This is a genomic window from Actinomyces polynesiensis, assembly GCF_000820725.1.
GTDB lineage: Bacteria > Actinomycetota > Actinomycetes > Actinomycetales > Actinomycetaceae > Pauljensenia > Pauljensenia polynesiensis.
The window spans coordinates 1-5,154 of record NZ_CCXH01000135.1 but is presented as its reverse complement, the minus strand read 5'-3'; the positions used below and the strand labels follow the sequence as shown (position 1 = coordinate 5,154).

Below are 5,154 nucleotides of genomic sequence, written 5' to 3'. Positions count from 1 at the left end.
GTGGTCGCGACGACGTCGCCCAGGGTGGCGGGACCGACGCCGGGCGGTCGACGCCGCGCTGCGGGCGGTGACCGACGAGGTCGACCACCTGTGAGCCTGAGGCCGGGGGTACGTCTGGGCGTCGACGTGGGCACGGTCCGCATCGGTGTGGCACGTACGGATCCCGAGGGGATCCTCGCGCTGCCGGTGGAGACGCTGCAGCGTGCGGACGACGGCTCGGAGCTCGACCGACTGGTCGACCTCGCCCGGGAGTTCTCGGCCTTCGAGGTCGTCGTGGGTCTGCCACGGCACCTCAGGGGTGGTGAGGGGATCTCGGCGAAGGGGGCCCGGCGCTACGCCCGTCGCATCGCCGACGCGCTCCCCGGGGTGCGCGTGTGCCTGGTCGACGAACGGCTAAGCTCCAACCAGGCGCACCACCGGCTGCGTGAGTCCGGGGTCCCGGAGAGGGACCACCGGGCGGTCGTGGACCAGGTGGCGGCGCAGGTGATCCTCGAGCAGGCGTTGGAGGAGGAGCGGATGGGGGACCACGCCCCCGGTGCCCTCGTGGCGCCGACGACCCGGAAGAACGCACAGTGACCACACCTGAGACGCCGAGGGCTCCGTACCCCAGTCGACGGGAGTACCAACGGGAGCAGCGCGAGCAGCAGGCCGCTGGCGGCCGCCCCGACACCGCGCCCGCGCTCTTCCCGGCCCCCGTCGTCGCCGGGGAGGGAACCTCGGGACTGCGCTCCCGACGCCTCGAGCACGAGCGGGCGAGGGCACGCAGGAGGAGGCGTCGCCGTCGTGTGCGCACCTTCCTGGTGCTGCTGGTCGTCATCGGTCTGCTGGCCACCGCCGTCTGGTACGCGCTCGGTGCGCTGCGCACCGGTGGGTCACCCGCGGAGTCCGACGACTACCCCGGGCCGGGCACGGGTCAGGTGGAGGTCACCATCGAGAGAGGCGACCTGGGCAGTGACATCGGGGCCCGCCTCGTCGACCAGGGTGTCGTCAAGACCGAGGCCGCCTTCGAGCGCGCCTTCGAGGCCAACAAGGCCTCCGGCTCGATCCGCCCCGGCACCTACAGCCTGAAGCGCGAGATGTCCGCCTCCGATGCGGTGGCCGCACTGCTCGACGACGCGAACCGCACGGACAACACCGTCACCGTCGATGCCGGGCAGACCGTGGCGCAGGTGGTGCAGAAGGTCGTGGACGTGACCGGCCTCTCGCAGGACGAGGTCGAGGAGGCGTTCGCCGACACCGACGCCATCGGTCTGCCGGAGGAAGCCGGCGGCAACCTCGAGGGATGGCTCGCACCGGGGGCGTACGAGGTCTCCTCCTCCGACACCCCGCAGTCGCTCGCGAAGGAGATGGTGGCCGCCACCGTCAAGGAGCTCGACGACCTCGACGTGCCCACGGACGAGCGGGAGGAGGTGCTGATCAAGGCCTCCATCCTCGAACGCGAGGTCAACATCGACACCTACCTGCCCAAGGTCGCGCGCGTCATCGACAACCGTCTGGCTGATCCCGACGGCGAGACCAAGGGTCTGCTGCAGATGGACTCCACCGTGCTCTACGGGCTCGGGAAGACCGGGGGCATCCCCACGGCCGCTGAACTCAAGAAGGACACGCCCTACAACACCTACCTGCACAAGGGCCTGCCCCCGGGGCCCATCTCCCAGCCGGGCAGGGCCGCCCTCCAGGCGACGCTCGACCCCGCGGAGGGGACCTGGCTCTACTTCGTCACCGTGGACCTCGACACGGGGGAGACCCTGTTCGCCACCACCCACGAGGAGCAGGAGCAGAACCGCAAGAAGCTCGACGAGTACTGCGCCGCCAACCCGGGGAAGTGCTGAGGTGCCCTGGGCGGCGGTGATCGGCTCGCCGATCTCCCACTCACTGTCCCCGGTGCTGCACCGCGCGGCCTGGGACTCCCTGGGGCTGGGCGAGGACTGGGAGTACCTGCGCCTGGAGCAGACGTCGGACACCCTGCCCACCCTCCTGGCCTCGCTGGACGAGGACTGTGTGGGCCTGTCGGTGACCATGCCCTGCAAGCAGGCGGTCATGCCGCTCCTGGACGTGATCGACCCCCTGGCCGAGGCGGTCGGCTCCACGAACACCGTCGTGCCCTCCGCGCAGGTGCTCACCGGTTTCAACACCGACGTCCACGGGATCCTCCGGGCCGTCACCGAGGCACGCGGGGCAGCGGGTCTGGGGCGCGCGCGGTCCGCGGTCGTCCTCGGGGCGCGCGCCACCGCCTCCTCGGCGGTCGCCGCCCTCGGTTCACTCCACACCGACCACGTCACCGTGGTGGCCCGCCACTTCGCCGGTCCGGGTACCGTCGCGACCGCCGCGACACGTCTGGGCATCGAGGTCGAGATGGTGCCCTGGGCGCGCACCGACGCGGTGCGGGAGGTGATCGAGCGCGCTGACGTGCTCGTCTCCACCGTCCCGGCGGGTGCTGCAGACGACCTGGCGCGCACCCTCGCACCGCGGCCCGACCAGGTGCTCCTCGACGTCGTCTACTCGCCCCTGGAGACACCACTGGTGCGGACCTGGCGTGACCACGGCGCCCCCGTGGCGCACGGCCTCGAGATGCTCCTGCACCAGGCCGTCCTCCAGGTGCGCCTGATGACCGGGCGCGACCCCGACATCGCCTGGATGCGGCGCGCGATGCTCGCCGCGGTCACCGGGCAGGGCTGAGCGCACCGTGGCCGGAGTCGGGACGGAGGACCTCCCCCTCCTGCTGGGCACCCTGACCTGGCTCGCCTGCGGCGTGTGGACCGCAGGGCCCGGCTGGCGCATCCAGCGCGGCCACCTCTCGGCCGCGGGGGAGACCCCCTTCCCCCGGCTCGCCCTGACCTGGTGGGTGCTCCTCATCGGGGCGGTGGCACTCGTCGTGTGCCACCCGCTGGCGGGTGTGGCGGGGATCGTCACGGTCGCGATGGCGGGTACCGTCTCGGTCCTCGTCGACGCCCGCACCCACCGGCTGCCCGACGGGTGCACCCTCACGATGGCCTGCGGTGCCCTCGTGGGCCTGGTGTCCCGCCTCCTGGTGGACGGGGACGCCCGCGTCCTCCCCGGTCTCCTGGTGGGGGTGGCCGTGTGGACGCTGCCGCTGGCGGCGGGCCACCTCGCCCGCGCGGGAGTCGGCCTGGGCGACGTCAAGCTCGCCCCCGTCCTCGGTGCCGTCCTCGGGACGATCTCCTGGGAGGCGGCGGTGGGTGGCCTGGTCCTGGCCTTCCTCGGTGCGGGGACTGCTGCGCTGTGGCTGCTGGTGAGCGGCGGTGGCGGCCTGCGTTCGCGCATCGCCATGGGTCCCTGGCTCATCGGCGCCGCCCTCGTGGCGGTGGTGCTGTGGGGCGTGCTCCCCGTGCAGGTCGGCGGGGGAGCGGGCTGAGACGTGCGGTCCCCGTCACCCTCGCTGTGGGACACTGGGACAATGCTGAGATGGCTGACCGCGGGCGAGTCGCACGGCCCCGCGCTCCTCGCGACACTGGACGGACTGCCCTCCGGGGTGGAGGTGACGACGGAGACCATCCGCGGCGCCCTGGCACGGCGCCGCCTCGGCCACGGCCGGGGTGCGCGCCAGAAGTTCGAGCGCGACGAGGTCCGCCTCCTCGCCGGCGTGCGTCACGGGGTCACCACGGGTGCCCCGGTCGCCGTCGAGATCGCCAACTCCGAGTGGCCGAAGTGGGAGGTCGTCATGTCGGCGGACCCGGTCGACCCCGAGGCACTCCTCGTCGACGCGGGCACCGGTGACGAGCGCGAGGTCGCCCGCAACCGTCCCCTCACCCGCCCGAGGCCGGGGCACGCGGACCTCGCCGGGATGCTGTCCTACGACCTCCCCGAGGCCCGGCCCGTCCTGGAGCGCGCCTCCGCGCGCGAGACGGCGGCCAGGGTGGCACTCGGGGCACTGGCGGAGGCCTACCTCGAACAGGTCGCCGGCATCCGCCTGGTCAGCCACGTCGTCGCCGTCGGCGCGGAGTCCGTCGGCCACGGGACACTCCCCGGCCCCGAGGACACGGAGGCGCTCGACGCCTCGCCGGTGCGCACGCTCGACGCCGACGCCGAGCGCCGCTTCGTCGGGGTCATCGACGCCGCCAAGGCGGCCGGTGACACCGTCGGTGGGTCGTCGAGGTCGTGGCCTGGGGGGTGCCCGTGGGTCTGGGCACCCACGTGCAGGCGGACCGGCGCCTGGACGCGCGCCTGGCGGGGGCCGTCATGTCGATCCAGTCCGTCAAGGGCGTGGAGATCGGCGACGGGTTCGACCAGGCCGCCTCGTTCGGGTCCCGGGCCCACGACGAGATCCTGAACGGTGCGGACGGCCACCTCACGCGCGCCTCCAACCGGGCCGGGGGGATCGAGGGCGGCACCTCCAACGGCCAGCCGGTCGTGGTGCGGGCCGCGTTCAAACCGATCTCGACCGTCCCGCACGCACTGCGGACGGTGGACCTGGCGACGGGTGAGGGGACGCGCGCCCTGCACCAGCGCTCCGACACCAGCCAGGTCGTGCCCGGCGCGCTGATCGCACAGGCCGAGGTCGCCCTCGTCCTCGCCGACGCCCTGGGCGACCACGCCGGGGGGAACTCCGTGCGCGAGGCCCGGCGCAACCTGGGGGCGTACCTGGCCCAGGTGGGGGAGCGGGCATGAGCGATCCGGAGGAGTTGGGTCTCCCGCTCGTCCTCGTCGGCATGCCCGGGTCCGGGAAGTCGCGGGTCGGCCGGGCGCTGGCCGCGCGACTGGCCGTCGACCACGTCGACTCCGACGACCTCGTGGTGGAGGAGGCCGGGATGGAGATCCCCGAGATCTTCTCCAGCCGGGGGAGGCGGCGTTCCGGGACCTCGAGGTCGCCGCCGTGCGTCGGGCCCTGGGACGACGCGCGGTCGTCTCCCTGGGCGGGGGTGCGGTGACCACTGCCGCCGTGCGTGAACTCCTGCGCGGGCACAGCGTCGTCCACCTGGACGTCGCCCACGAGGAGCTCCTGCGCAGGACCGCGAAGAAGACCCACCGCCCGTTGCTGCTCCCGGACCCGGATGCCGCACTGCGCACCCTGCGCGAGGAACGCGACGGGTTCTACCGTGAGGTCGCCACCGTGCGCGTGCACTCCGACTCCCGGCCCGTCTCCCGGGTCGTGGAGGAGATCGTCCACCTCATGGGAGGCGCGCCCGAGGTCGT

4 protein-coding genes and 2 pseudogenes are annotated in these 5,154 nt (G+C 73.3%); all 6 read left to right on the top strand.

Features of this window, described 5'->3' with window-relative positions; all coding sequences use genetic code 11:
* Positions 1-90 precede the first annotated feature (90 nt).
* Positions 91-576: a Holliday junction resolvase RuvX gene (gene ruvX / locus TA90_RS06320; protein WP_187120100.1), complete on the top strand. Its 486-nt coding sequence runs from the start codon at positions 91-93 to the stop codon at positions 574-576.
* Positions 573-1,832, top strand: a complete 1,260-nt coding sequence (gene mltG / locus TA90_RS06315) for an endolytic transglycosylase MltG (protein ID WP_187120099.1) — start codon at positions 573-575, stop codon at positions 1,830-1,832. The genes ruvX and mltG overlap by 4 nt, the downstream gene beginning before the upstream one ends.
* 1 nt (position 1,833) lies before the next feature.
* Positions 1,834-2,679, top strand: a complete 846-nt coding sequence (locus tag TA90_RS06310) for a shikimate dehydrogenase (RefSeq protein WP_043535191.1) — start codon at positions 1,834-1,836, stop codon at positions 2,677-2,679.
* 7 nt (positions 2,680-2,686) lie between these two features.
* Positions 2,687-3,376, top strand: a complete 690-nt coding sequence (locus TA90_RS06305; RefSeq protein WP_043535190.1) for a prepilin peptidase — start codon at positions 2,687-2,689, stop codon at positions 3,374-3,376.
* A gap of 42 nt (positions 3,377-3,418) precedes the next feature.
* Positions 3,419-4,629, top strand: a pseudogene (aroC, locus tag TA90_RS06300) (chorismate synthase).
* A pseudogene (locus TA90_RS16015) lies at positions 4,626-5,154 on the top strand (shikimate kinase); the annotation flags it as partial. The pseudogenes aroC and TA90_RS16015, both read left to right, overlap by 4 nt.